At 44.3% G+C, this 25,171-nt stretch carries 21 protein-coding genes and 1 pseudogene; 16 read left to right on the top strand and 6 right to left on the bottom strand.

Going from position 1 to position 25,171, the window contains the following annotated elements; translation table 11 throughout:
* From feoB to GTK07_RS03250, 3 genes and pseudogenes are all read right to left on the bottom strand, one after another.
* Positions 1 to 2,219 (bottom strand): annotated as a pseudogene (gene feoB, locus GTK07_RS19460) (ferrous iron transport protein B).
* Positions 2,203 to 3,246: a metal-dependent transcriptional regulator gene (locus tag GTK07_RS03255; protein ID WP_163632976.1), complete on the bottom strand. Its 1,044-nt coding sequence runs from the start codon at positions 3,244 to 3,246 to the stop codon at positions 2,203 to 2,205. The pseudogene feoB and the gene GTK07_RS03255 overlap by 17 nt, the downstream one beginning before the upstream one ends.
* Positions 3,247 to 3,271: 25 nt before the next feature.
* Entirely contained in the window at positions 3,272 to 3,919 is a 648-nt protein-coding gene (locus GTK07_RS03250) for a metal-dependent transcriptional regulator (protein WP_163632974.1), read from the bottom strand.
* A gap of 141 nt (positions 3,920 to 4,060) precedes the next feature.
* On the opposite strand from GTK07_RS03250, the gene GTK07_RS03245 reads away from it, so the two are divergent.
* The 5 genes from GTK07_RS03245 (at position 4,061) to GTK07_RS03225 (ending at position 10,705) form a co-directional block, all read left to right on the top strand.
* A complete protein-coding gene (locus GTK07_RS03245) occupies positions 4,061 to 6,271 on the top strand; it encodes a TonB-dependent receptor (RefSeq protein ID WP_163633480.1) in 2,211 nt (736 codons plus the stop codon).
* Positions 6,272 to 6,321: 50 nt separating this feature from the next.
* Positions 6,322 to 6,816, top strand: coding sequence for a DinB family protein (locus GTK07_RS03240; RefSeq protein ID WP_163632972.1), 495 nt, complete (start codon positions 6,322 to 6,324; stop codon positions 6,814 to 6,816).
* A 222-nt stretch (positions 6,817 to 7,038) separates the two neighbouring features.
* Entirely contained in the window at positions 7,039 to 7,905 is an 867-nt protein-coding gene (locus GTK07_RS03235; protein ID WP_203583706.1) for an inositol oxygenase family protein, read from the top strand.
* 3 nt (positions 7,906 to 7,908) lie between these two features.
* Positions 7,909 to 9,513 carry a solute:sodium symporter family transporter gene (locus tag GTK07_RS03230; RefSeq protein WP_163632970.1) on the top strand — a complete coding sequence of 535 codons (1,605 nt, stop codon included), beginning with the start codon at positions 7,909 to 7,911 and terminating at the stop codon, positions 9,511 to 9,513.
* A gap of 49 nt (positions 9,514 to 9,562) precedes the next feature.
* Positions 9,563 to 10,705 carry a lycopene cyclase family protein gene (locus GTK07_RS03225; protein WP_163632968.1) on the top strand — a complete coding sequence of 381 codons (1,143 nt, stop codon included), beginning with the start codon at positions 9,563 to 9,565 and terminating at the stop codon, positions 10,703 to 10,705.
* Here the strand turns inward: GTK07_RS03225 and GTK07_RS03220 are convergent.
* Positions 10,702 to 11,685, bottom strand: coding sequence for a polyprenyl synthetase family protein (locus GTK07_RS03220; protein WP_163632966.1), 984 nt, complete (start codon positions 11,683 to 11,685; stop codon positions 10,702 to 10,704). The two genes, GTK07_RS03225 and GTK07_RS03220, sit on opposite strands and share 4 nt — an antisense overlap.
* Before the next feature lie 177 nt (positions 11,686 to 11,862).
* Here GTK07_RS03220 and GTK07_RS03215 point away from each other — a divergent pair, with 177 nt between their 5' ends.
* The 7 genes from GTK07_RS03215 (at position 11,863) to GTK07_RS03185 (ending at position 19,731) form a co-directional block, all read left to right on the top strand.
* A complete protein-coding gene (locus tag GTK07_RS03215; RefSeq protein WP_163632964.1) occupies positions 11,863 to 12,411 on the top strand; it encodes an RNA polymerase sigma factor in 549 nt (182 codons plus the stop codon).
* Positions 12,401 to 12,823 (top strand): hypothetical protein, encoded by a 423-nt coding sequence (locus GTK07_RS03210; RefSeq protein WP_163632962.1) that lies wholly within the window; start codon positions 12,401 to 12,403, stop codon positions 12,821 to 12,823. Before GTK07_RS03215 ends, GTK07_RS03210 begins: the two co-directional genes overlap by 11 nt.
* Entirely contained in the window at positions 12,810 to 12,953 is a 144-nt protein-coding gene (locus GTK07_RS03205) for a hypothetical protein (RefSeq protein ID WP_163632960.1), read from the top strand. Before GTK07_RS03210 ends, GTK07_RS03205 begins: the two co-directional genes overlap by 14 nt.
* A 90-nt stretch (positions 12,954 to 13,043) precedes the next feature.
* On the top strand, positions 13,044 to 13,649 hold the full coding sequence (locus tag GTK07_RS03200; protein ID WP_163632958.1) for a TetR/AcrR family transcriptional regulator: 606 nt from the start codon (positions 13,044 to 13,046) through the stop codon (positions 13,647 to 13,649).
* Positions 13,649 to 14,980, top strand: coding sequence for a TolC family protein (locus tag GTK07_RS03195; protein WP_163632956.1), 1,332 nt, complete (start codon positions 13,649 to 13,651; stop codon positions 14,978 to 14,980). The genes GTK07_RS03200 and GTK07_RS03195 overlap by 1 nt, the downstream gene beginning before the upstream one ends.
* Positions 14,981 to 15,003: 23 nt before the next feature.
* Entirely contained in the window at positions 15,004 to 16,179 is a 1,176-nt protein-coding gene (locus GTK07_RS03190; RefSeq protein ID WP_163632954.1) for an efflux RND transporter periplasmic adaptor subunit, read from the top strand.
* A gap of 45 nt (positions 16,180 to 16,224) precedes the next feature.
* Positions 16,225 to 19,731, top strand: coding sequence for an efflux RND transporter permease subunit (locus GTK07_RS03185; protein WP_163632952.1), 3,507 nt, complete (start codon positions 16,225 to 16,227; stop codon positions 19,729 to 19,731).
* Between the two features lie 73 nt (positions 19,732 to 19,804).
* On the opposite strand, the gene GTK07_RS03180 is transcribed toward GTK07_RS03185, so the two are convergent.
* Positions 19,805 to 20,155: a toxin-antitoxin system YwqK family antitoxin gene (locus GTK07_RS03180; RefSeq protein ID WP_163632950.1), complete on the bottom strand. Its 351-nt coding sequence runs from the start codon at positions 20,153 to 20,155 to the stop codon at positions 19,805 to 19,807.
* Positions 20,156 to 20,531: 376 nt separating this feature from the next.
* On the opposite strand from GTK07_RS03180, the gene aspS reads away from it, so the two are divergent.
* The 4 genes from aspS to GTK07_RS03160 all read left to right on the top strand — a co-directional run bounded on the left by aspS (position 20,532) and on the right by GTK07_RS03160 (position 24,659).
* Entirely contained in the window at positions 20,532 to 22,286 is a 1,755-nt protein-coding gene (gene aspS, locus GTK07_RS03175; protein ID WP_163632948.1) for an aspartate--tRNA ligase, read from the top strand.
* A gap of 45 nt (positions 22,287 to 22,331) precedes the next feature.
* Positions 22,332 to 24,122, top strand: a complete 1,791-nt coding sequence (locus GTK07_RS03170; protein ID WP_163632946.1) for a chloride channel protein — start codon at positions 22,332 to 22,334, stop codon at positions 24,120 to 24,122.
* Positions 24,119 to 24,382 carry a hypothetical protein gene (locus GTK07_RS03165; RefSeq protein ID WP_163632944.1) on the top strand — a complete coding sequence of 88 codons (264 nt, stop codon included), beginning with the start codon at positions 24,119 to 24,121 and terminating at the stop codon, positions 24,380 to 24,382. Before GTK07_RS03170 ends, GTK07_RS03165 begins: the two co-directional genes overlap by 4 nt.
* An 82-nt stretch (positions 24,383 to 24,464) precedes the next feature.
* Positions 24,465 to 24,659 carry a cold-shock protein gene (locus GTK07_RS03160; protein ID WP_163632942.1) on the top strand — a complete coding sequence of 65 codons (195 nt, stop codon included), beginning with the start codon at positions 24,465 to 24,467 and terminating at the stop codon, positions 24,657 to 24,659.
* Positions 24,660 to 24,713: 54 nt separating this feature from the next.
* Here the strand turns inward: GTK07_RS03160 and GTK07_RS03155 are convergent, their stop codons facing one another.
* A complete protein-coding gene (locus tag GTK07_RS03155) occupies positions 24,714 to 25,163 on the bottom strand; it encodes a nucleoside deaminase (RefSeq protein ID WP_163632941.1) in 450 nt (149 codons plus the stop codon).
* Between the last annotated feature and the right edge of the window lie 8 nt (positions 25,164 to 25,171).

Genomic DNA, 25,171 nt, shown 5'->3' with positions numbered 1-25,171 from the left:
TTAAGCAAATAAATACCATAACTGGGCCGTGAAAAAACAGACCATAAATCCCAATACAATGGGCAACAAAGTCGCTATCAGTGTCCACTTGGCACTTTTGGTTTCCTTATAAATGGTATAGATAGTAGTGGAACAGGGGTTGTGCAGCAAGCTGAACAGCATCAGGTTGATCCCGGTGAGCAATGTCCAACCCCCTGCCCTCAATATGTTTTCGGTACTGGCCAGGGAATCCAGCTCGAACATGACCCCTGAGCCTTCACCTACGCCCGACATGCCCGTGACCAAAACCGTAAGCATCAAAATAGTGGGGATTACAATCTCATTGGCTGGAATGGCAATGATGTAGGCCAACAAAATAACCCCGTTCAATCCAAAAACCAACCCAAATGGATTGGACCAATCTATGAAGTGCTCTGCCAAGCTCAATCCACCAATATGGATATTGGAAACCAACCAAATCACCATCCCCGCGGGAACGGCAAAGACCACGGCCCTCCACAAGACAAACAAAGTCCTATCGATCAATGAGGTATATAGGGTCTGGAGCACCCTTGGTGGACGGTAAGGCGGCAATTCCAAACTGAATGTGGAAGCTTCGCCCTTCAAAACGGAGCGGCTCAACCCCCACGACACGATCAAACTAAAGGCAATGCCCAATACGGCCACTCCTACAACGGCCGCTGTGGATACCAAACCGGCCCAAAATGGGGATACCATGCCTCCGATGAATATAGTGGCAATCAAAATCTGTGTGGGCCAACGGCCATTACAAAGCGAAAAGTTATTGGTAATGATGGCGATCAATCGTTCCCTGGGACTATCAATGACCCGAGCAGCAATGACCCCTGCAGCATTGCAACCAAATCCCATGCTCATGGTCAATGCCTGCTTTCCGTGTGCCCCTGTCTTTCGGAACAAGCTGTCCATATTGAAGGCCACCCTGGGCAAATATCCCAAGTCTTCCAACAGCGTGAACAAAGGAAAAAATATGGCCATTGGTGGCAACATTACGGAAATCACCCACGCCATGGCCAAATAGGCCCCGTCAATCAAAATCCCTGACAACCACCATGGCATAAAACTATCCGCCCCACTTTTTAAGATAGGATGCAACGTATCTACCAAAAGGGACGCCAAAAGTCCCGATGGGTAATTGGCGCCTGAAATGGTGACCCAGAACACCACGGCCAATAGCACGAACATGATCGGGAACCCTGTCCAACGGCTGGTCACGATCCTATCAATCTTTCTATCCAAACTGAAGGCTGGTTGATCCCCATCCATGGAAACCGTTTTGCGTGCAATCTGTGCCGCATCGGCGTATAGGGAGGAAACAATCTTGTCGTGGATGCCCATGCCCAATTCCCATTTCAGGTTGTTGGCCATCCCCAAGATTTCTTCCGTATTTTTTGCTTTGTGCTGTTCCATCATATGGCCATTGGGGTTTCATTCTCTACCAATCCATCCAAAATACCATTTTGCAAGGCCTCGATGATACTCTGGTCTCCTTCCAACAAACGTAAGGCCACCCATTCTGCATTGGGCAGACCTGGATAGGTTTCCCTTAATTTTTTGGATAAGGTATCTATGGCATATTTTAATTGTGGTGTATGGTTCCTTACCCGATGTGGCTTACAGATGTATTTGCCCGAGGCCACTTCCGCGATCATGGCCACCAGTTCATCCATACCATCGCGTCTTCGTGCCGAAGTAGGTATCACTGGAATCCCCAATTCCCTGGTAAGCTCACGCACATCGATTTCTACATGGTTACGCTTGGCTTCATCCATCAAATTGAGACATAAAATGGCCCTATCCGTAATTTCCAATATTTGGAGCACCAAATTTAAATTCCTTTCCAAACGGGTGGCATCGGCAACAATTACCGTTACATCCGGACGGCCAAAAAGGATAAAATTACGGGCCACTTCCTCATCCGTACTCGTAGACAACAATGAATAGGTTCCCGGAAGGTCCACAATCTTATAGTTATCGTCTTCATAGGAAAAAGCACCCTCTGCCCTACCGACCGTTTTACCCGGCCAGTTTCCCGTATGTTGTCTTAATCCGGTCAAATTATTAAAAACCGTACTTTTTCCTGTATTAGGGTTTCCGGCCAATGCCACAATATAGTCCACCTTATCCATATCGATTCCCAATCGGACGAGGTTTCCCTTATGGTGTACCGGACAATTTTCGCAATTAGGCTGACTGCTCATGGTGTTCTTTTTTAATGTTATTGATGAAAATCAGGTTGGCCTGATCTTTTCTGATGGCGATAGTGGTTCCCAAAATACGGTACCCCACAGGGTCTCCCGAGGCACTCCGAAGCTCAGCGGTTATCGAGTTACCCGGAACGATCCCAAAATCCATCAATCTTCTTCTTTGCAAACCGCGGCAGTACGAAGAAATACCCACAATATTGGCGGTTTCATCCGGCTGAAGTTCGGACAACCGCTGGTATCCCTCCTGAATCGGCTCTGCCTTCGGAAGTGGTTGAACCGTTATAGCAGAAGCAAAAAGCGGAGTAAGCACGCATTCGTTCCCATCGGCGGCAAACGTGATCTTTCCTTGTTGTACATCCAATTGGTACACCTGCATGCCAGGATATAGCCCGAGGGCAGAAAGTTGTTCAAAAATATAATGGGGCTCGTCCTCAATATGAACGATTTGGGCCACTTCCCCTTCCTTTAAACTGCTCAACGGTCTTCCTGAAAATGGGGGGATTTCCCCTTCCGTGGAAGGTATGGGATCCCCGTGGGGATCAAAGGCGGGATTGCCCATTCGGGCCGCGATCCTATTGGCTTCATCCAAGGACAACTGATGCTCTTGGATATCGGCCTCACCATGCCAATCCATATGTTGCACGCCGGTCTCATCGGCCAAAAAACGCTCCCAGATCCGGTGTACGCGCACAATCCGAAGGGCGTACGATTTTCCAGTATCCGTAAGTTGTATGTTGTGCCCTTCAAAAGCCACTAGGCCCATATCCTTTAGATGGGCCATGAGTTTCGCCATTTGGTCCGCACTGATGTTTAGGTTACCTGCGGCACTGTTCAGGTTGCAGGCGATGCCCTTGTACTCGCAATCGAACAAGTATTTAAGGGTATCCTCCAAAAGAACGCGTTGGGAGCTCATCCGTACTTTTCCCAAACGGGCCAACAATCCTTTTTTGGGCCAGAACACCCAAATGAGGATCCCTACGGCTACCAATCCCAAAACCAAGGCCATTACGGGTTGTTCCATAGCTGTTTTGGATTATATGATTGCTTCATTTTAAATAGATATTACAGGCAATCTGATGCGACACGGTATGCTCCCTTTCCCCTATTCTTAATTGAAGGGAACCATCGAATGCCTCCTTCCCTAAAATTTGGATCGGTTTTCCGATCGAAATTTCATGCTTGTCCAAATACTGTAAAAATGCCGAGGAACTGTCCTTTACCCCTACGCAAACACCGTGGGCACCTACGGGCAACTCGCTCAACAAATCCTTATTGTGTTCCTGAAATTCCCCATTCTTACCAGGAATGGGATCACCATGGGGATCGTATTTGGGAAAATCGAGCAGTTGGTCCAACTTATCGATTAACTTTTCGCTTTTGATGTGTTCCAACTGTTCCGCCACTTCATGTACCTCATCCCAGGCAAAATCCAGTTTTTCCACCAGAAATGTTTCCCAAAGCCTATGTTTGCGAACAATGGAAAGGGCCATTTTAATCCCTGCTTCCGTCATGGAAACGCCTTGGTACTTTTTATAATGTACCAAACCCTTATCTGCCAATTTCTTGGCCATATCCGTAACGGATGATGGTTTGGTCTCCATCTGCTCTGCAATGGCATTGGTGTTGATGGATCCAACATCCCCATTTCCCAAATGGAAAATCGTTTTTAGGTAGTTCTCCTCTGATCGGGTCATTCATATTTCTTTTTATCAAAAATACATTTTTTATTTATAAAAAACTATTTTTAGATTTGCCTAAATTTAATTTTATATATATTGAAATCAACGTATGGCGATATTGCCCTTCTTTGGATTGCTTTGGTGAGCAGTTGTTGTATGGCCCAATCGGCATCCATAACGGGAAAAGTTACTGAAAATGGACAGCCCTTGCCTTTTGTAAACATCCTAATCAAGAACACCGAAATTGGCACATCATCTGATGAAAATGGGTATTTTACCTTGACAGATCTTCCATCCGGAAAGCATTTGGTAATGGCCTCATCGTTAGGGTATATTTCCTTTTCCAAATCCATAACTGTTTCCGAAGGGCAATCATTAACACTCAACATTGAAATGGTTCCTTCGGCCCAAAGTTTGGACGAAATGGTGGTCACGGGAACCCTAAAACCCGTGAGCCGTTTGGAAAGCCCTGTTCCTGTTGAGGTTTATTCCCCCGCTTTTTTAAAAAAGAACCCAACAGCCAGCATTTTTGATGCCCTGCAAAATGTAAACGGGGTTCGCCCACAGATCAATTGCAATGTGTGCAATACGGGCGACATCCATATCAACGGATTGGAAGGTCCCTACACTTTGGTGCTCATTGATGGTATGCCTATCGTAAGTGGTTTGGGTACCGTATACGGGTTAACAGGCATTCCCAATTCCTTGATTGAACAGGTTGAAATCGTGAAAGGCCCAGCCTCTTCCCTATATGGCAGCGAAGCTGTGGGTGGGTTGATCAACATTATCACCAAAACCACTTTGAACGCCCCGGAGTTTTTTGCCGATGGCTTTGTGACCGGATGGGGGGAATACAATTTGGATGTAGGCAGTAAATTCAGATTAGGGAAAAATGCGGATGTACTTTTAGGGGTCAATTACTTCACCTACAACCAACCTATGGACAACAATGGTGACAATTTTACCGATCTCACCTTACAAGACCGCATTTCCATCTTTCAGAAATGGGATTTTGAGCGAAAGGACTCTCGAATATTCTCTTTGGCGGGCAGGTTTTTCTACGAAGATCGATGGGGAGGCGAAATGCAGTGGACTCCAGAATATCGAGGTGGTGATGAAATTTATGGCGAAAGCATTTATACCAGCCGCTGGGAGATTTTGGGGAAATACCAATTGCCCTTGGATGAAAAAGTGTTGCTTTCTTTCTCTTACAACGACCACAACCAGAACTCGGTTTATGGTGACACCCAATATTTGGCCAATCAACGGATCGGTTTTGCTCAACTTACCTGGGATAAATCTGTTGGACAACATGATCTTCTTTTTGGAAGTGCCGTTCGGTATAATTATTACAACGATAACACCCCGGCCACACCGTCAGCGGATAACATTTGGATTCCGAGTTTCTTTGCCCAAGATGAAATTGCCTTTGCACCAAAACACTCTCTTTTGGCAGGAATCCGGTACGATTATGACAAAAGGCACGGCAACATTCTTACGCCAAGGGCGGCTTACAAATGGAAGGTTTCCACTAACGATATTTTGCGGTTGAACATAGGAACCGGTTTTCGGGTAGTGAACCTTTTTACAGAAGACCATGCCGCTCTTACCGGTGCACGCGAGGTGGTTATTTCGGAGGAACTGAAACCGGAACGCTCCGTCAATGTCACCCTCAACTATCTTAAAAAAATCTATAGCGACAATGGGACTTTCATTGGCGTGGATGCCTCTGCATTTTATACCCATTTTTCCAATATCATCTTACCCGATTACGATACCAATCCCAATCTTATCATTTATGATAATCTTGATGGTAGGTCGGTTTCTCAGGGTATCAGTGCCAATGTGGATATTGCCTTTGCAAACGGACTCAAATTTTTGGTCGGCGCCACCTGGCAAGATGTAAGCAATACTGAAAATGACATTCGCCAAAAGCAAATCCTTACCGAAAGCATTACGGCCACCTGGAATTTGTCCTATACGTTTCGTGATTTGAATTTAACCGTCGATTACACCGGAAACCTATATGGTCCTATGCGATTGCCCCTTTTGGGCGATTTGGATCCGAGACGGGAATATTCCCCAACTTGGAGCATTCAAAACATTCAATTCACATATAAAGGGATTCCCAACTTTGAAGCGTATGCAGGCATCAAAAACCTGTTAGATTGGACTCCAAACCGGGGTAACCCTTTCATCATTGCCCGAGCTGATGACCCTTTCGACAAAAACGTCACTTTTGGTGCAAATGGGAATGCAGTCGCTACTCCGGACAACCCGTATGCCCTTACTTTTGACCCTGGTTATGTATACGGGCCCAATCAAGGCATCAGGGGGTTTTTAGGATTGCGGTATACGGTGTTTTAGAATAAGGATGGATTGGTTATCTTGGATTCCACTTTATTCAAATCATCCACATGGAAATCAAACAGCTAAAATCAATTTTATGGAGCCAATTTGGGGCAAGCATTGATATGTTGTGCAATGCCATTGAGCTTTGTCCGGAAGCCGTTTGGGACAACGATAAAAAGTTTTGGTACAACGCCTACCATTGTATCTTCTTTTTGGATTACTATTTGACTTTGGATACTGCAAATTATACCCCTCCCCCTCCATTTGACGAATCTGAATTTGAGGACAGAATGCCGGAAAGGACTTATACCAAGGCCGAGGTGTTGGATTATCTGAATTTTTGCAGGGATAAATGCAAGACCTTTATCCTGGGATTACCGGAAGATTTAAGACAAGTACATTGGATTAATCAATCGAAGACCATGGATTACAATGTGATTGAAATCTTATTGTACAACATGCGCCATGTACAGCACCATGCTGCTCAACTTAATCTTATACTTCGCCAGGAGATTGATGACGCCGCAGATTGGGAATTTCAAGCAACAGATCACTTATAAATTCAGGTTTTTTTCATCTGTCCTATTAAAATCTGAAAGCTTCCCTTCATCTGGACATCAGCAAAGGACAAATCAGCAATACGCAATCAAGGTTGAAAAAGCAATTTTTCGAACATCATCGTAAGCCAACTTTGACTATAAAATGCTGCTTTATAGGCAATAGATCAAAAAAAATCCTAATTTTAATATCACGGGGCGCACATCCCCTCAACCTGTACATACATGAAACTAAGCCAACAACAAAAGAAAGAAGCCCATGATATGATGGAGCTTTGGGAGGATAACGTGCTGGAACGTTACCCCGAAAATCCCACAAAATCCAAGGAAGAATTCCGGAATTACGATGATCCTGCTAGGGATACGGTTAGGGAATTCTACAAGATGAACCATACTTATCAGACCTATGATTTTGTGATGGAAAAAGAAAAAGAGTTCCTTACCCTTAACCGCAGGGAAATGAGCCTTTGGGATGCCGTGGAATACCTGAACACCTTGGTGGACGATTCCGATCCCGATATTGATTTGGACCAGACCCAACACCTTTTACAGACTTCCGAAGCCATCCGCGCCGACGGACATCCCGATTGGTTTGTGCTGACCGGATTTTTGCATGATTTGGGTAAAGTGCTTTGCTTGTTCGGTGAGCCGCAATGGGCCGTAGTGGGCGATACTTTCCCAGTGGGTTGCAAGTTCTCGGATAAAATTGTGTATCCCGAATTCTTCAAAGCCAACCCGGACAACACCGATGAACGTTTCAACACCAAACTTGGCGTGTACCAGGAAAATTGTGGTTTAAAAAATGTTCATATGTCCTGGGGTCATGACGAATACCTGTACCACATCATGAAAGACTATCTGCCCGAAGAAGGCTTGTATATGATTCGCTATCACAGTTTTTATGCACAGCATCGGGAACATGCCTATGATCATTTGCTGGACGATCACGATCGTGCCATGTTCAAATGGGTGGACAAATTCAATCCCTACGATCTATATTCCAAGGCACCGGTAAAACCCAATGTAAAGGAACTACGCCCTTATTACGAGGATCTGGCTTCCAAGTACCTGCCCGATACGATTCGGTTTTAAGGTATGGTAGCATTTATCAGTTTTTTTGTGTTCACGGCCTTTGTTGCCGCGTACTCCAGTTGGAAACTACGTAAGGACAACTTCTCCACAAAGGATGGCTATTTTTTGGGCGGACGAAGTTTGACAGGTATTGTCATTGCCGGTTCCCTGTTGTTGACCAATATTTCTACGGAACATTTGGTGGGCATGAACGGGGATGCCTACAAACATGGGGCCATCATCGTTGCATGGGAAGTGACCTCGGCTTTGGCTTTGGTAGCAGCGGCCCTGTATTTTGCACCTCGTTATCTACAAATGGGACTTACCACCATCCCTGAATTTCTGGAAAAACGTTTTGATGGATTGACTAGGACCATTATTGCCTTTTTGCTCATCATTTCCTTTGTCTCCACTCTCTTGCCCATTGTGTTGTATTCAGGGGCCATTAGTATTGAGCAGATTTTTGATATTTCTGGATTGATGGGCATCACCCAGACCGAAGGCCTTTGGTTAACGGTCATTGTTGTGGGATTTATAGGTGCTGTTTATGCCATTTTTGGCGGGTTGAAAATGGTGGCCTATACAGATACCATCAACGGTTTCGGGCTTTTGGTGGCCGGGATTTCCATTCCATTATTGGCGTTGTGGAACATTGGGGATGGCAATATTCTAGAAGGGCTCCGATTGGTTTTTGAAAAAGCTCCCGAAAAATTCAATGTGGTCAGTGATGAAGTTTCGGTGGGACCGGGATCACGCGATGCCATCATGCCATTCGGTGTCCTGTTTACGGGGCTGATCATCAACCAGCTGTATTTTTGGACCATGCACCAGTCCATCATCCAACGGGTACTGGGTGCCATAAGTTTAAAGGAGGCCCAAAAAGGGCTGTTATACGCGGGACTCCTGAAGATTTTGATCCCATTGATCATCGTTTTACCGGGTATCATTGCCTTTTATTACTTCAATGATACCTTTTATGACAAAAAAGAATTGGTCTACCCTAGCTTGGTGAAAAAAGTACTGCCCTTTTGGATGACAGGTTTTTTTGTGGCCGTGTTGATGGGAGCCATCCTGAGCACCTTCAACAGTGCATTGAATAGTGCGGCCACCATTTTCAGCTTGGGCATTTATAAGCGTTACATCAACAAAAATGCGAACGATAGTCGTTTGGTGAAAATAGGTAAATCTACCTCCGCATTGTTGGCCTTGTTTGCCATTGGGATTGCACCCTTTATTGCCCACGCCCCTCGTGGACTTTATCAATTGCTGCAACAGTTGAACGGCATATTCTTCATCCCCATGGCCACCGTTATCTTGGCGGGATTCTTTTTGCCCAAAGTATCTGCCAAAGGAGCTAAAGCAGGTCTGTTCTTTGGTCTGTTCTTTTATATATTCACAAATTTTATCTGGCAGGTGGATATGCACTATGTGCATCTTTGGGGGATTGAATTTGTACTCAACATTATTGTCATGCTTTTGGTCTCAAAATTCTATCCAAGGACCAACTCATTCAGCATTACCAACATTGGCGTGGTGGATGTTACCCAATGGAAATATGCGAAGGGTTTTAGCATATTTTTGATAGTGGCCACCTTGGCGGTTTACATTTTACTGGGTCATGTGGGTTAGACCAAAAACTTGATTCCCAACTACAGCTTTCAATGCGTATTTTTACGCCATGACCCAATTCGACTACATTATTGTAGGTGCCGGTGCCGCCGGACTTTTATTGGCCGAGGCCATCGGAAGTGATCCATTCTTTTCCAATAAATCCATTTTGATCTTGGAGAAAGAACCTAAAAACCGGAACGACCGTACCTGGTGTTTTTGGGAAAAAGGGGAGGGTCGGTTTGATTTTTTAATACACAAATCATGGGGCCAAATTTTTGTGGCGGGGAAAAATCTTCACCTGAATACATCCATCGACCCGTATACCTACAAAATGCTACGAGGGATTGATTTTTATCATCAATTTGTTCCGAAGGTAAAAGCCTATTCCAACATATCTTGGAATCAGGAAGGTGTAGTGGATGTTCGGGAGGAAAAGGATCAAGTTATCGTCACCACGGAACACTCCACATATGTTAGCGAATATGTTTTTTCAAGCCTTTACGACAAGGAAGAGGTGACCCAACAAAAAAAGTATCCCGTACTGCAGCAGCACTTCTTGGGATGGACCATAAAAACCGACCGGTCAGTTTTTAATCCGGGTATAGCGACATTCATGGACTTTTCCATTCCACAGAAAGGCAATACCCGATTTATGTATGTGCTACCTATTTCCGCAAACGAGGCACTGGTGGAGTATACCTTGTTCTCCGAACAACTTCTGGGGAAAGATGAATATGAAGAAACCATCAAAAATTATATAGAAGATAAGTTTCCAAATATCAACTATACCATTGAAGAGAAGGAATTCGGAACCATTCCTATGACCTGCTATCCCTTTCATCATAAAAATACCAATCGGATTTTTCACATTGGCATTGCAGGCGGATGGGCCAAACCCAGTACCGGATTTACCTTTTACAATACGAGCCAGCAAATTGAAAAATTGGTAGCGTATTTAAAGAAGGACAAACTACTTTCAAAATTCCACCAAAAAAGCAGGTTTGGGTTTTACGATATACTTTTGTTGGATATTCTGCACAAAAACAACCATTTGGGCGCTTCCATTTTCACCTCCCTTTTTAAAAAGCGAAAAGCCTCATTGATCCTAAAATTTTTAGGTAATGAAACCAACCTTTGGGAAGAGTTACAGATTGTGACGGCCCCAAAACCAATGCCCTTCATCAAGGCTTTGATCAACCGGATTTTTTAAACGGTACGTTGCATCAAACTTTCCCCGAACTGTCTTAAAATTTCTTTGCTTGCTTCTGGCAAATTCAGTTCATTCAACGTTTTGTAGGCTTTTTGCGTGTAAGATTCAATTTCAGATTTGGCATCCTCCACGGCACCACTTTTCTCAAATATGGATTTTACGGCCTTGACTTTGGTGGTCGGCTCTTCGGGTTTAATGGAATACAGATGCAACAGGCTTTCCCGATCTTGTTTGTTTGCCTTTTCCAAAGAACGCAAATACAAAAAGGTCTTTTTGTTCTCCATGATGTCCCCCCCAACCTGTTTTCCAAAAGTCTCGGGATCCCCAAAGGCATCCAAATAATCATCCTGCAACTGAAAGGCTATCCCAAGATTGCGGCCGAATTCGTAAATGGCCAATGCTTCCTTTTCCGGAGTTTTGGCAATGATCGCCCCCATTGTCATGGCAGCGGCAACCAGTACCGAAGTTTTGTATTCAATCATTTTAAGATATTCTGGGATGGTGACATCGTCCCTCGTCTCAAAATCCACATCGTATTGTTGGCCCTCACAAACCTCGATGGCAGTTTTGCTAAAAAGCTTTGTCAACTCCATGAAAATTTCAGGCGGATAGCTCTCAAAAAATTGATAGGAAAGGATCAACATGGCATCCCCGGACAAAATACCTGTGTTGATGTCCCACTTTTCATGCACAGTGACCTTACCGCGGCGCAAGGGCGCATCGTCCATAATATCGTCATGCACCAACGAAAAATTGTGGAACATTTCAATGGCCAAGGCAGCATCAAAGGCTTCTTCCACCTTTCCCCCAAAAAGTTCCGTGGTCATCAACGTTAAAATGGGCCTAAGCCGTTTACCTCCCAATCCGAGTATATACCGTATGGGCTCGTAAAGGCTTTTGGGTTCGGTAAACTGCGACCGTTTTTCTAAATGGGCCAAAAATGGTCCCTTGTACCTGTCGATGAATTGGGTTTTTGCCATAGCGTCAAAAATACATGCAAAAAATCAAAAAATTGTGGCCCCTTTGATGAATACTTCCTGCAACGAAGCATCCAAACACCTAAAACAGCATCCCTTAAAAAATTTTGGTCAAAAAATGCAATAGATTTGAAATCCTTCGTCTCTATTGTTAAAGACAGCAACCAGTCTACCTTGTTAATGGCAGCCAAAACAGAAAACCGCAATAACCTCACAACTTTTTTCAACGACGAGTATGGATCGTTGAGATCGTATGTGCAGTCCAAGATTCGGGATACCTCGGAACGGGATGCGGAAGATATTGTACAGGATGTTGCCCTTCGGATTTTTTCGCGGCCAGATGATGCCATTCCTATTACCAACGTTGGGGGATTTGTGTACAACGCCATACGAAATAGGATCATTGATATTATGCGGGGAAAAAAGGAAAGAAAACTCCCCAGCGACGAAATCGACAAACAGTGGCAAGAATTTGCGGAACTGTTCTATGGCGATGCGGACAACAGTTATTCCTTGGAAATGGAAACGGCACTAAAAAATGCGGTGGCCGATCTAAAGCCTCCTTACAGGGACATCATTATAGCTGTGGATTTTGAAGGATATACCTATAAAGAAATAGCCGAACAGACCGGAATATCCCCTGGAACACTGATGTCCAGAAGGCATAGAGCCATGTCGGAATTATCAAAAATATTAGAGAACTTAAAAGAGTTTAGTTATGGAACGTAAAATCGAATTTGAAAGAAAGATGGAAAGAAATGTAGGCCATTATGTGAAAAAAGTGGTCAAGGTCATTGTTATGGTCATACTGGCAATAGCCTTCTTTCTGCTTGCCAACTACGTGTTGATGCGCTTGTGGAACTGGTTGATGCCCGAAATTTTCGGTCTGGGCACCATAACCTATTGGCAAGCACTTGGAATATTTATTATTGCCAAACTCCTCTTCGGATTTGGTGGCGGAGGAAAAAAAGGTGGTGGACCACGTCACAAAAGAAGCTTTAATGCGTCAAACCGATGCGGGACCATGCGAAAGGATTTTAAAGAATGGCAGCATTACGACCAATTTTGGAAAGAAGAAGGTCAACAAGCCTTCAAGTCATATGTGGAAAGAATCAAAAACGAAAATCATGATACAGAGTAAAAAGAACATTTTAAAGGATAAATACCTCCATAGGTACAGGCCCTTTTACTGGAGTTTGGGCAATTTAGGGGTGAACTTGACCCGATCCGAAGACCTGATTGCCCATTTGGTGCTGAACGATCCCAATTAAAGCAAAGATTTAAGCCCTCGTTAAAAAAATGTAAAACCACGGAAACTTTTTTTGTTTTTAAAGTTTCCGTACTTACATTTGCCGCTCATTATGAGGGAGAAAATTATACAAAAGGCAGCTGAACTGTTCTTGAACCTTGGTTTCAAGAGCGTTACCATGGACGATTTGGCCAACGAGATGGGGATTTCAAAAAAAACCATTTATTCCCATTTCCGAAACAAAACTGAATTGGTCCAGGAAACCACCATGTCCATGTCGGAATTGATTACCTGTGGCATCGATAACATTATTGCCCTTCAAAAAAATCCGATTGAAGAACTATATGAGATCAAAAGGTTTGTCATGGTACATCTGAAGGACGAAAAATCATCCCCATTGTACCAATTGCAGAAATATTATCCGAAGATCCATGGCGCGTTGAAGGAAATACAATTTGAGTGTACTCATCGCTGTGTGGCCGAAAATGTGAAACGGGGAATAGAAATGGGCATTTACAGGGAAAATCTGGATGTTGAATTTGTCTCGCGCATCTATTTTTCCGGTGTCATGAGCATTAAGGACAACGGTCTGTTTCCAACGGAAATTTTCAGCAAGGCCCAATTGCTCGATTACTATCTCGAATATCACCTGAGGGGCATTGTAACCCCGAAAGGAAGAAAAATACTGAACTCAATCATCAATTCAAACCAAGAATAATGCGAACAACCCTAATCAGTCTAATGTTACTATTGCCCTGGCTGGCATCGGCACAGGACACCATACCAAGTTTTAGTTTGGATGGTGCCATAGCCTACGCCCTAGAGCACAACTATAGCGCCATTAATGCGTCACGTGACCTTGTGGATGCCCAAAAACAGAAATGGGAAACCATTGCCACGGGCCTACCCCAGATCACGGGAGCGGTAAGCTATCAGAATCAATTGAAACAACCCGTTTCACAAATTCCTGCGGAATTTTTCGGGGGTGAACCTGGCACCTATCAAGAAGTGGTCTTTGGTCAAAAGCAATCTATGACCGCATCGGCTACCTTAAGGCAACAAATTTTTGATGGGTCTTACATTGTGGGGGTCCAGGCCACAAAAACCTTTATGGAGTACAGCCAGAACAACAAAGAGAAAACCGAGTTGGAGGTGCGAAAATCCGTGGTACAGGCCTATGGTAATGTGCTATTGGCCCAAGAAAGTGTCCAAATCTCCGAAAAGAACAAGGCTACTTTGGAGAAGAACCTTTACGAGACCAAACGCATCTACGAAAATGGCTTGGGGGATGAGGAAAGTGTGGACCAACTGCAGATCACCCTTTCTTCTGTGGACAACCAGTTGAAAAATGCCAAGCGTTTGGAACTCATTACGCTTCAAATGTTGAATTTGGTTTTAGGATTGCCTATTGAAACATCCACTGTTTTGACCGAAAACCTGGATGATCTCACCCAACGTCAAATAGATCTGGGTCTTTTGGACAGTGAGTTTGCCATTGAAAACAATGTGGACTATAAGATGGCATTGAACCTGAACCAACAAAGGGCCCTAGAGCTAAAATTGGCAAAAAGCTATGCCCTACCCACTTTGAACGCGTTCGTGAATTACGGTGGAAACTCTTTCAGTAATGATTTCTCATTCTTGAACAGCGGGCAAAAATGGTTCGGTTCCTCCATTTTGGGAGTGGACCTGAACATCCCTATTTTTAGCTCCTTTAAAAGAAGTGCCAGCACCCAAAGGGCCAAAATTGCCCTGGACAAGGCAAAAACACAGTTCACTGAGGCCCAGGCCCAGATCAGACTTCAATTGGAAAGTGCCAAGAGCGATTACATCCTTGCCATTGAGCAATACGGCACCTTCAAGGAAAATTTGGAGCTGGCAGAACGTATTGAGAAGAAAAACCAAATCAAATATGCCGAAGGTCTTGCCACCAGCTTTGACCTAAGACAGGCCCAAACGCAGTTATACACCAGTCAACAGGAATATCTACAATCCATGGTAGATGTCATCAACAAGAAAACCGAACTGGAAACCATATTAAACAAATGATCACTAAAGAAAACTATTCCATCATGAAAAAGACTATATATATAACACTAACAGCGGCGGTCCTGGCCTCATGCGGCGGTACAAGTACCAAATCCTTGGAGAAGGTCATCGCAAGCAACGACATTGAAGCCATTCGCGCCAAGCATGTGGAAATCTCCAAACAGCACAAGGCCTTGGAAATGCAGCTCAATTCCTTGGATTCCGTCATTGCGTTGTTGGACGATTCCGCCAAATTACCTTTGGTGACCACCATACAGGTACATCCACAAAAGTTCAATCACTATTTGGAACTTCAAGGAGATGTAATGACCAAACAGAACGTGCTCATCTATCCTGAAATGGCCGGTACCCTAAACCAAGTATACGTAAAAGAAGGCCAAAAAGTGGCCAAAGGCCAAATCTTGGCCAGCATTGACGATGGCGGTCTATCCAACCAATTGGCCCAGCTCAAAACCCAAGCGGAACTGAGCAGGACCACGTTTGAACGCCAAAAAAGACTCTGGGAACAGAACATCGGTTCCGAGATCCAATACCTGCAGGCCAAAACTACTTACGAGGCCCAACAAAGTGCCGTGAAACAAATGGAAAGCCAGGTGGCCAAATCGACGATCAGGGCTCCTTTTGCCGGAATCATTGACGATGTGATCAAAGATCAAGGAACCGTGATTGCTCCAGGTGCAGGTTCTGAAGTGTTCCGTATTGTGAACCTTTCCAATATGTATGTTGAGGTGGAAGTGCCAGAAAGCCACTTGCCCAACGTAACCCCTGGAAAAGATGTAAAGATCTTTTTCCCTGTGTTGGGAGACAGTGTCGCCGCCAAAATCAGGGAGACCGGAAACTTCATCAATCCAAGCAACCGATCGTTCACAGCTGAAATTCCCGTACCCAGCCACGATGGTAAAATCAAACCAAATTTAACAGCTAGGGTAATGATCAATGACTATACCAGCGAAGATGCCATTCTTATCCCCCAAAGCATCCTTTCAGAAAATGCCGAGGGTGAGCAGTATGTGTATTTGGTGGCTGCCGATTCCATTGAAAACGAACCAGTGGCCAAAAAGGTGGTAATCACTACCGGCAAGACACAAGGCGATTTTGTGGAAGTGCTGTCCGGAATTAACAGTGGCGACGCCATTATCGATGAAGGTGCCCGTAGCGTGAAGGAGGGACAAAAAGTGAAGATTAAAAATATCCAATAACTAGGATCCAACGTCTATCTACTATAGACTAAATGACCAAAAAATATGAGCAAACAAAAAAAGCAAGTAGATAAGGAGTTTGGTTTGTCCTCTTGGGCCATTGATAACCAAACCACCATGTATGTGTTGATCGTGGTAATCCTTATCCTTGGCGCCATGGCATATTTCAGTATGCCAAGGGAAAGCTTCCCTGAAGTCAAGGAAACCAAAATATATATCAGTTCCATTTATCCTGGTAATACCGCCGAGGACATTGAAAAACTGATAACGGATCCGTTGGAGGATGAACTGAAAACCGTGAGCAACGTGGTGGAAATTACCTCTACCTCACAGGAAGACTATTCCATGATCATTGTGGAGTTCGATGAGAACATTTCGGTGGAAGGGGCCCTTCAAAAAGTGAAGGACGAAGTAGATTCGAAAACCGCTGGTGAAGACTGGCCTACCTTTAACGATGCCAAGGTAGAACCCAATGTTTTCGACCTCAGCCTATCCGAAGAAATGCCCATTCTCAACATCAATATCTCTGGGGATTATCCCGTGGACAAACTCAAAGAGTTTGGGGAATATCTAGAGGATGAAATCGAAGGGCTTCAAGAAATTAAACAGGTCGATATTCGAGGTGCCCAAGAGAAAGAAGTGGAAGTAGCCGTTGATATTTATAAAATGATGGCCGCCAAGGTCAGTTTTAATGATGTAATCGGTGCCATAAGCAATGAAAACATGACCATGTCCGCCGGCAACCTAATTGCCAGTGGTCAGCGGAGAACCATCCGTATTGTAGGCGAAATAGACCAGCCCAAGGACCTTGAAAATTTTGTGGTGAAGTCCGAAAATGGAAATCCCATCTACCTGAAAGATATTGCAAAGGTGACCTTCAAGGAAGAGGACAAAACTACATATGCCAGGGAATTTGGCGAGCCTGTGGTGATGCTCGATGTAAAAAAACGTTCCGGAAAGAACATGGTAGACGCCGTGGACCAGATAAAGGTGATTGTAGAAGATGCGAAGAAAAATGTATTCCCGCAGGACTTAAAAATAACCATCGCCAACGATCAATCTACCAAAACCATTGGCCAAGTAGATGATTTGGTGAACAACATCATCTTCGGTATCATTTTGGTGGTCGGGGTTTTGATGTTCTTTTTAGGGTTTAAAAACGCACTGTTCGTCGGATTTGCCATCCCAATGTCCATGTTCATGTCATTGATGATCTTGAACGCTTTGGGCTATACCATGAACACCATGATCCTATTCGGATTGATCATGGGATTGGGGATGTTGGTAGACAACGGTATTGTGGTAGTGGAGAACGTGTACCGATTGATGGACGAGGAAGGTATGTCCCGAATAGAGGCCGCCAAAAAAGGTATCGGGGAAATTGCGTTCCCGATCATCATCTCCACCTTGACCACCGTGGCCGCTTTCGTACCGCTTGGCCTTTGGCCGGGTATCATGGGGCAGTTTATGAAATACTTCCCGATTACCCTTTCGGTGGTGTTGGGATCATCACTCTTTGTGGCCATTTTTTTCAACTCGGTATTGGTGTCAAGATACATGACCACTGAGGACAAAGAAATGCCGTTGAAACAGATTATCCGCACAACCTCCATTGTTGCCGCTATTGGATTGCTGATTATCTTTTTCGGAGGAAGTTATCGTGGTTTGGGTAGTGTGATGGTGTTGACCGCCATCATGTTGTGGGTATATCGTTTCTTCTTGAGGGGATGGGCCAATGGGTTCCAGGAAAAAATCCTGCCGAAATGGGAAAACCTATATGAAAGGACCTTGCGCTACACCTTGGCAGGCAAAAAACCTATATTGATTTCGATCACTACCCTCGTTTTGCTATTGATCTCCTTCGTAGGATTTGGAATTTCCGTGGGAAGCCAAAGGACCAAAGTGGAGTTCTTCCCGGATAACAAGCCCAACCAGATCATCGTGTATATCGAATATCCGGAAGGGACCGACATTGCGAAGACCAATAAGATCACCAAGGAAATCGAGGACAAAGTGTATGGCATCATCAATTCAGAAGCCTACATGCATGGGGATTACAACTTCTTGACCGAAAGTGCGGTTTCACAAGTGGGTGAAGGAGCTGGCAATCCACAGACCGATGGTGGTTCCGCTGCCGAAATGCCTCACCGAGGTAAGATTACCGCTACCATGCGGGAATTTAAATACCGTGAAGGTGCTGACAGTAATGAGCTGCTCAGAGAGGTACAGGAAGCCTTGAAGGACGTTTACCCTGGTGTCGCCATTTCTGTGGAAAAAGATGCGGTGGGTCCTCCGGTAGGTTACCCGATCAACATTGAGTTGGAAGGGGATGATTATACCGAGTTGATTACTACCGCCGAGGAGATGCGCAACTTTATCAATACCAAAAATATTCCTGGTATTGATGAAATCAAAATCGATGTGAACAAATCCAAGCCATCCATGTTGGTTGCTGTGGACCGTAAAAAAGCAGGGGAATTGGGTGTTGCCACGGGTCAGGTTGGTCAGCAATTAAGAAGCTCCGTTTTTGGATCCAAGGCTGGTATTTACAAGGAAAATGGGGAAGATTACGATATCTATGTCCGTTTTAACGAGCAAGATCGCTACAATACCAGTGCCCTTTTCAACCAAAGGATAACGTTTAGGGATCCTTCTTCCGGACAGATCAAGGAAGTTCCGGTTTCCGCGGTGACCAAACAGGTGAACAGCACAGGGTTCAACGCCATCAAACACCGTGATGTGCGCAGGGTGGTGACCGTCTATTCTGCTTTGGCCCCAGGCTTTACTGATGCTGGAGCCATCGTAGGCAAGATCCAGGAAGAAATGAACGATTTTGAAAATCTTCCTCCTGGCATCAAAATCGACTATACTGGTCAGATCGAGGAACAGAACAAGCAGATGGCCTTTTTGATGGGTGCCTTCTTTACCGGATTGGGCTTGATTTTCTTCATTTTGATCTTCCAGTTCAACTCGGTATCCAAACCAGGTATCATTATGCTCGCTATTTTCTTGAGCTTGATCGGGGTGTTTGGCGGATTGGTTGCCACAGGAAGTGCGTTCGTGATCATGATGACCATGATGGGAATTATTTCCCTCGCAGGTATTGTGGTGAACAACGGGGTGGTGCTGTTAGACTACACCCAGCTCTTGATCGACAGGAGAAAAGACAAACTCGATATGGACGAGGACGAATTATTGGACATGGAAGATTTCACCGAAATTGTGGTAAGAGGTGGTAAGGCCAGGTTACGTCCGGTATTGTTGACGGCCATCACCACCATTTTGGGATTGATTCCGTTGGCCACTGGTTTCAACATCAACTTCTTCACCTTAATGAGCGAGTTTAACCCGAATATCTATTTTGGAGGGGACAACGTAATATTCTGGGGACCCTTGGCTTGGACCGTGATCTACGGATTGTTCGTGGCCACATTCTTGACCTTGGTAGTGGTGCCCATCCTATTCAGTTTGGTGTACAAGCTTAAGATTAGAATCAGAAAAAGAAAATTAGCAAGGGAGGAACAAAAAGCAGTTGATGTAACAACTGCTTAACCTCCCAAAAAGTACCCAACAAGAAAAAGCCCCGGCCTAATAGGCCGGGGCTTTTTCTTAAACACTGATTTAATTACTGGTTCACAGAGACGACTTCGCCTTGGCTCCAGTTTTTAACGTTTGCAATTCGGTTGTCGGTAAAATCTACTTCTTTCAATACATCATCTTTCCAGAAGAACCATTTCCCAGTTTTGGTTCCGTTTACGTATTGACCTGTAGCTATCTTTTTTCCTTCAGTATCGAACATCACCCAATCGCCATGAAGTTTTCCATTCAACATAAAGCCTGTTTGGGCAATTTCTCCATTGTCGTGAAAAAACGTAGCCTTTACCATTTTACCATCCTTCTCAAAAGTGGGTTTAATATCTTGTGCAGACAAACCTACTGTTAACATCACCGCCAAAAGAAATACTGCTTTTTTCATCACGCTATGGGATTTTAATTGGTTAATACTATTAGACAACGTAACAAATATACATATATTTTACGTTAAATGTACTTTTAGATAACATTTAGTTTACATTAAATTAACCTAAAATATTTATATAATTGTTTTTCAATTAGTTAAATCAAAAAAATGAAGAAAAACTGCGCTATCATTATCGCCATTTTAGCCCTTTAATCGAATCATTTTTATGTTCAATGTAAATTTAATGTTAAGCAAAGGTTAGAAAATCAACGAAAAATGGTGTTAAAACTAGTCCATTTAAAACGCACGTCCTAGCCATCATCAGAAAATGGATTTATCTAGCAATTAATAGTCAGGTAACTATTAAATTTGCCCTTTCATAAAACACATCATGTACAGAAGCAATACCTGTGGAGCCCTGAGGGCGTCACATATCGGTTCGGAGGTTATTTTAAGTGGTTGGGTGCACAAGGTCAGGGACAAAGGCTTTGTGGTTTGGGTAGACATACGAGATCGTTATGGCATTACCCAATTGGTTTTCGACCAAGACCGCACTCCCGTTGCCCTTCTGGACATGGCCCGTGAACTGGGACGTGAAACGGTTATTCAGGCTAAAGGACAGGTGATAGAAAGAGCTTCCAAGAACCCGAACATCCCTACGGGCGAAATTGAGGTTTTGGTAAGCGAGCTCAACATTCTCAACAAATCCCTTTTGCCTCCTTTTACTATTGAAGATGATACCGATGGTGGGGAAGATATCCGAATGAAGTTCCGTTATCTGGACATCCGAAGAAATCCTGTAAAAAACAACCTCATCTTTAGGCACAAAGTGAGCATGGAAGTCAGAAAATACCTGACTGATCAAGGCTTTGTGGATGTGGAAACCCCTTATTTGATCAAATCCACCCCCGAAGGTGCCAGGGACTTTTTGGTGCCCAGCCGAATGAACGAGGGTCAATTCTATGCCCTGCCCCAATCCCCCCAAACCTTTAAGCAGTTGTTGATGGTGGGTGGCATGGACAAATACTACCAAATCGTGAAATGTTTTAGGGACGAGGATCTTCGTGCAGACAGACAACCCGAGTTCACCCAGATAGATTGCGAAATGGCCTTTGTGGAACAAGAGGATATCCTGAACACTTTTGAAGGATTGACCAAGCACTTGTTGAAGGAAATCAAAGGGGTTGAAATCGATAAATTCCCAAGGATGACCTTTGATGACGCCATGAGACTTTATGGTAACGATAAACCCGATATCCGCTTCGGAATGGTATTCGGCGAGCTGAATGAAGTAGCCCAACATAAAGATTTTGGAGTGTTCAACTCCGCAGAATTGGTTGTAGGCATTGCCGTACCGGGAGCCGGTGATTATACCCGAAAGGAAATTGATGCCTTAATCGATTGGGTCAAGCGTCCCCAAGTCGGTGCTAAGGGCATGGTTTACGTGAAATGTAATGAGGACGGCACCTACAAATCTTCCGTGGATAAATTCTATGATGAACAGGATTTGGCCAAATGGGCCGAAGTGACCGGTGCCAAACCAGGCGACCTTATCTTTGTACTTTCCGGAGATGCCAATCCTACCCGTGCACAATTAAGTGCCTTGAGAATGGAATTGGCCAACAGAATGGGCTTGAGAAAACCGGATGAATTCGCCCCGCTTTGGGTGGTGGATTTCCCTTTGTTGGAATTGGACGAGGAAACAGGTACTTACCATGCCATGCACCATCCATTCACATCGCCTAAACCCGGCCAGTTAGAGTTATTGGAAACCAACCCCGGTGACGTGAAGGCCAATGCCTATGATTTGGTCTTGAACGGAAATGAAATTGGTGGAGGTTCCATCAGGATACACGATAAGGAAACCCAAGCGACCATGTTCAAACATTTGGGCTTTTCACCGGAGGAGGCCAAGGCCCAGTTCGGATTTTTGATGGATGCCTTCCAGTATGGTGCACCCCCACACGGTGGAATAGCCTTTGGTCTGGACCGATTGGTTTCCATTTTAGGCGGACAGGAAACCATCCGTGACTTTATTGCCTTCCCTAAAAATAACAGCGGAAGGGATGTGATGATCGATGCACCTGCCCACATCGACCCTAAACAGTTGGATGAATTGCATATAAAATTGACACAAACCTCATAAATTAAAGTCCCGATCCAAATCGGGATTTTTTTGATTTTAAAATCAATGGGACATAAAAAATCTTGGTTGACAAAATTTTTGGTATGGCGTGCCAAACATATCTCCCATAGGCAATTTGTGTCCATTTTGAGCATTCTTGTGGGCTTTACCTCCGGAATGGGCGCCGTTATGCTCAAAAACCTGACTCACTTTTTTCAGCATTTAATGGAAGGTAAATTGGTGCAATACTACCACCATGCCTTTTATTTTGTTTTTCCCATTATAGGGTTGGCATTGGTTCGGATCATCATCAAATATGTAATCCGTAACAAGGTTAGCCACGGAATTCCCTCAACACTTTATGCCATTTCCAAAAGAAAGGGTATCATGGCCAGGTACCAAATGTTCGGTTCACTTCTTACAGCACCCATAACGGTAGGGTTTGGAGGGTCGGTAGGTTTGGAGGGGCCGACCGTTGCCACGGGTGCGGCCATAAGCTCCAACATTGCGCGTGCCTTGCATTTGAACCATGCCACCAGAATTTTGCTGATCAGCTGCGCTTGTGCGGGGGCTTTGTCCTCCATCTTCAAGGCACCCATTGCCGCCATTGTTTTTGCCATAGAGGTTTTTAGTCTGGATTTAACGCTAGCCTCACTACTACCCTTACTGTTAGCCTCTTTATCTGCGATTATCACCTCCTATTTCTTTTTCGGGGACGATGCCTTGTTACCCTTCAAGATCGTGGATGGATTTACCATTGCGGATATACCCTTTTATATGATTTTGGGCCTTTTCGGAGGAATTACCTCTATCTACTTTACAGAAGTGTATACACGGGTTCAGAAGTTTTTCGACAAACTTGGGTCCCCCATCCAAAAATTAATGTTGGGAGGTGTGGTCATCGGGGTTTTGGTATTTCTGGTGCCCCCACTGTATGGCGAAGGTTTTGATACGATGAACAACTTGGTACAAGGGAATACCGATGCCGTTCTTGAGAACAATATCCTGAATCTTGACCTAAACAACGGTTGGGCGGTCATCATTTTGTTGGCTGGTTTGGTAGCATTCAAAATCGTGGCCAGTGCCCTCACCTTTGGTGCCGGTGGTGTCGGTGGTATTTTTGCCCCAACCCTATTCATGGGCAGTTTAATGGGAAACTGTGTGGCCAAGCTCATCAACCATTTGGGTATTTTCAAGAACATGGTCTCGGAAAGTAATTTTACCCTAGTAGGGATGACGGGATTAATGGCTGGGGTTCTTCACGCGCCATTAACGGCCATCTTCCTCATTGCAGAGGTCACGGGGGGCTATGAACTTTTTATTCCATTGATGTTGACCGCAGCCATTTCATATGCCTTGGCTCGGTATGTGCACCCCCACTCCGTTTATGCCATGGAATTGGCCAGAAAAGGGGAACTCATCACCCATAACAAGGACCATGCAGTCTTGATGTTCATGGAAATGGACAAGGTGATAGAAAAGAATTTTTTGCCTGTTTACCCCAAAATGAATCTGGGTGATATTGTACACAAAGTGGTCACCCAATCCACCCGTAATATTTTTCCCGTAATCCATGAAAAGAAAGGTACTTTGCTAGGCATCATTTTGATGGACGACATACGACCCATCATGTTCGATCAGTCCATGTACGATAAGGTACTGGCAACCGACGTTATGCAGACGCCGCCTAGTATCATAGACCTGGATGTGGATAAAATGGCAGATGTGATGAAGAAATTTCAGGACAGTGGCGCTTGGAACCTTCCCGTGGTGAAGGATGGTAAATACGAAGGATTTATTTCCAAATCAAAATTGCTTACTGCCTACCGCAGGGAACTCATCAATTATACCCAATGAAAATCAACTTCAGATATATCATCTTACTCGTGGTCATAGCGGCATTGGCGAGCATCATCTATGGGTTTATCATTGAGGAAAAAGATCCGGTAACCGCCCAAAAATTCATAGGTGGGGGTACGGCCGGATTGTTTTTGGTGGCCATGCCTCTTTTCTTGTTTACCGAGAGTAAAGGTAAAAACATGAAAGATTACATGCTCACCAAGGAAAATATTAAGAAAATGCAAAATATTGATCGCAAAAACACTGATACTCAATAATTTTCAAAAGATTTAATCTTCAACATATCCAACGGGCCATAAAAAATCCTACATTCGTACTTTAACATTTTATTTTTTTTTAATGACTGGTACAGTAAAATTTTTTAATGATTCCAAAGGGTACGGTTTCATTACCAACGACGAAACAGGAAAAGACATTTTCGTTCATGTTACTGCATTGAACGGAGTGGAATTGAACGAAGGTGACAAAGTAGAATACATAGAAGAAGACGGAAGAAAAGGCGTGGTTGCTTCCAAAGTGAAGGTGATCAGATAACAATATTTTATTTTGATTTATTTTTAGGACCCTGGTGATGCCAGGGTTTTTTATTTAGTTGAGGTTTCTTCTTTGGATAAAAAAACGCTTCAACAATTCCGAGGCCTCGTTCTCCAATATTCCACTGACCACTTCGGTCTTAGGGTGCAAGTGGCCTCCAACCACATTAAACCCCCGTTCCAAATCCGCGGCCCCATATACCACTTTCGATATCTGACTCCAATACAATGCCCCGGCACACATTTGGCAAGGTTCCAAGGTTACGTAAAGGGTACACCCATGAAGGTATTTCCCCCCCAAAAAATTAGCCGCTGCGGTAATGGCTTGCATTTCGGCATGTGCGGTAACATCCTTCAACCGTTCGGTGAGGTTATGCGCCCTACCAATGATCCTGTTGTTCACCACCACCACGGCCCCAACAGGAACTTCGCCGTATTCAAAAGCCGTTTGGGCCTCTTGTAGGGCTTTTTTCATAAAATAGGTGTCGTCGAAAGGATTTTCCACAATCTTTT

Source organism: Flagellimonas sediminis, assembly GCF_010500845.1.
In the GTDB taxonomy this organism is placed as follows: Bacteria; Bacteroidota; Bacteroidia; order Flavobacteriales; family Flavobacteriaceae; genus Flagellimonas; species Flagellimonas sediminis.
Note: the sequence above shows the minus strand (reverse complement) of the source record. Positions and strands in the feature narration are given on the sequence as shown.

Bases quoted from the DNA above. Each gene is read 5' to 3' on its own strand.
- GTK07_RS03230 (WP_163632970.1), top strand. From the start codon at position 7,909: ATGGTAGCATTTATCAGTTTTTTTGTGTTCACGGCCTTTGTTGCCGCG.
- GTK07_RS03205 (WP_163632960.1), top strand. From the start codon at position 12,810: ATGATACAGAGTAAAAAGAACATTTTAAAGGATAAATACCTCCATAGG.
- GTK07_RS03245 (WP_163633480.1), top strand. From the start codon at position 4,061: ATGGCCCAATCGGCATCCATAACGGGAAAAGTTACTGAAAATGGACAG.
- GTK07_RS03225 (WP_163632968.1), top strand. From the start codon at position 9,563: ATGACCCAATTCGACTACATTATTGTAGGTGCCGGTGCCGCCGGACTT.
- GTK07_RS03165 (WP_163632944.1), top strand. From the start codon at position 24,119: ATGAAAATCAACTTCAGATATATCATCTTACTCGTGGTCATAGCGGCA.
- GTK07_RS03215 (WP_163632964.1), top strand. From the start codon at position 11,863: ATGGCAGCCAAAACAGAAAACCGCAATAACCTCACAACTTTTTTCAAC.
- GTK07_RS03200 (WP_163632958.1), top strand. From the start codon at position 13,044: ATGAGGGAGAAAATTATACAAAAGGCAGCTGAACTGTTCTTGAACCTT.
- GTK07_RS03160 (WP_163632942.1), top strand. From the start codon at position 24,465: ATGACTGGTACAGTAAAATTTTTTAATGATTCCAAAGGGTACGGTTTC.
- GTK07_RS03170 (WP_163632946.1), top strand. From the start codon at position 22,332: ATGGGACATAAAAAATCTTGGTTGACAAAATTTTTGGTATGGCGTGCC.
- GTK07_RS03220 (WP_163632966.1), bottom strand. From the start codon at position 11,685: ATGGCAAAAACCCAATTCATCGACAGGTACAAGGGACCATTTTTGGCC.
- GTK07_RS03235 (WP_203583706.1), top strand. From the start codon at position 7,039: ATGAAACTAAGCCAACAACAAAAGAAAGAAGCCCATGATATGATGGAG.
- GTK07_RS03180 (WP_163632950.1), bottom strand. From the start codon at position 20,155: ATGAAAAAAGCAGTATTTCTTTTGGCGGTGATGTTAACAGTAGGTTTG.
- aspS (WP_163632948.1), top strand. From the start codon at position 20,532: ATGTACAGAAGCAATACCTGTGGAGCCCTGAGGGCGTCACATATCGGT.
- GTK07_RS03195 (WP_163632956.1), top strand. From the start codon at position 13,649: ATGCGAACAACCCTAATCAGTCTAATGTTACTATTGCCCTGGCTGGCA.
- GTK07_RS03240 (WP_163632972.1), top strand. From the start codon at position 6,322: ATGGAAATCAAACAGCTAAAATCAATTTTATGGAGCCAATTTGGGGCA.
- GTK07_RS03250 (WP_163632974.1), bottom strand. From the start codon at position 3,919: ATGACCCGATCAGAGGAGAACTACCTAAAAACGATTTTCCATTTGGGA.
- GTK07_RS03255 (WP_163632976.1), bottom strand. From the start codon at position 3,246: ATGGAACAACCCGTAATGGCCTTGGTTTTGGGATTGGTAGCCGTAGGG.
- GTK07_RS03185 (WP_163632952.1), top strand. From the start codon at position 16,225: ATGAGCAAACAAAAAAAGCAAGTAGATAAGGAGTTTGGTTTGTCCTCT.
- GTK07_RS03210 (WP_163632962.1), top strand. From the start codon at position 12,401: ATGGAACGTAAAATCGAATTTGAAAGAAAGATGGAAAGAAATGTAGGC.
- GTK07_RS03190 (WP_163632954.1), top strand. From the start codon at position 15,004: ATGAAAAAGACTATATATATAACACTAACAGCGGCGGTCCTGGCCTCA.